At 32.9% G+C, this 735-nt stretch carries 1 protein-coding gene; it reads right to left on the reverse strand.

Annotation, left to right across the window (positions count from 1 at the left end):
* Positions 1-187: 187 nt before the first annotated feature.
* Positions 188-682 carry a Csac_0668 family 2Fe-2S cluster-binding (seleno)protein gene (locus HMPREF9018_RS08955; RefSeq protein ID WP_008450728.1) on the reverse strand — a complete coding sequence of 165 codons (495 nt, stop codon included), beginning with the start codon at positions 680-682 and terminating at the stop codon, positions 188-190.
* Between the last annotated feature and the right edge of the window lie 53 nt (positions 683-735).

Below are 735 nucleotides of genomic sequence, written 5' to 3' on the forward strand. Positions count from 1 at the left end.
ATTATAAAACTGATTTCTTTTAAAATCCTATAAGCCATTGATTTTATAAGTTTTATAGCTTGTTATTCTATTTTCTTGACATCAATACTACAGTCTCAACCCCTATGGTTATGGGGAACATATCCACGCTCGTAGATGGAAACATATCAAAGATTGGCTCTCGTTTGTAGGAACATATCGACTGTAATTATTTCATTTTCAAGCCTTTATCGATAGCTTCCTGAATAATCTTATGACAACAAACTCCCAACGGATTGTTTTCTTTACAATTAGAAATTTTCATTGCCCCAGTGATGGCATTTACTTCTTTTACGGATTTCGCGCCATGCTTTACAACTGCTTCAATTACCTGATTTTCTGTGACTTCGCTACAATAACAAGCATACTTAGGATCTGCATCTTTCTTAAACCAGATAGGAACTCTAACTTGGTCTTTCAAGAATTTTATTTCATTATCTAAGTTATAGTAAACAACGTCGCAGTCCTCGTTCATGCAAATCTTATATTGATCTCCGTTAACAGCATTACGATAATCATCTACCACTAGATGTTCAACAGTTACTTTACTAACAGAAATCCCTTCATTATTACATACAGGACAATTGTCTTTAATTTGATCCGGCTTTTCTGTTTTGCATCCACAACAACATTCATTATTAATCTTCATATTCTTAGCCTCCATATTTTCATTATAATACCCGTTGGCGGAATTAAAATAATAGATAAATTTATATG

The organism is Prevotella amnii CRIS 21A-A (genome assembly GCF_000177355.1).
GTDB classification, from domain to species: Bacteria; Bacteroidota; Bacteroidia; order Bacteroidales; family Bacteroidaceae; genus Prevotella; species Prevotella amnii.

Bases quoted from the DNA above. Each gene is read 5' to 3' on its own strand.
- HMPREF9018_RS08955 (WP_008450728.1), bottom strand. From the start codon at position 682: ATGGAGGCTAAGAATATGAAGATTAATAATGAATGTTGTTGTGGATGC.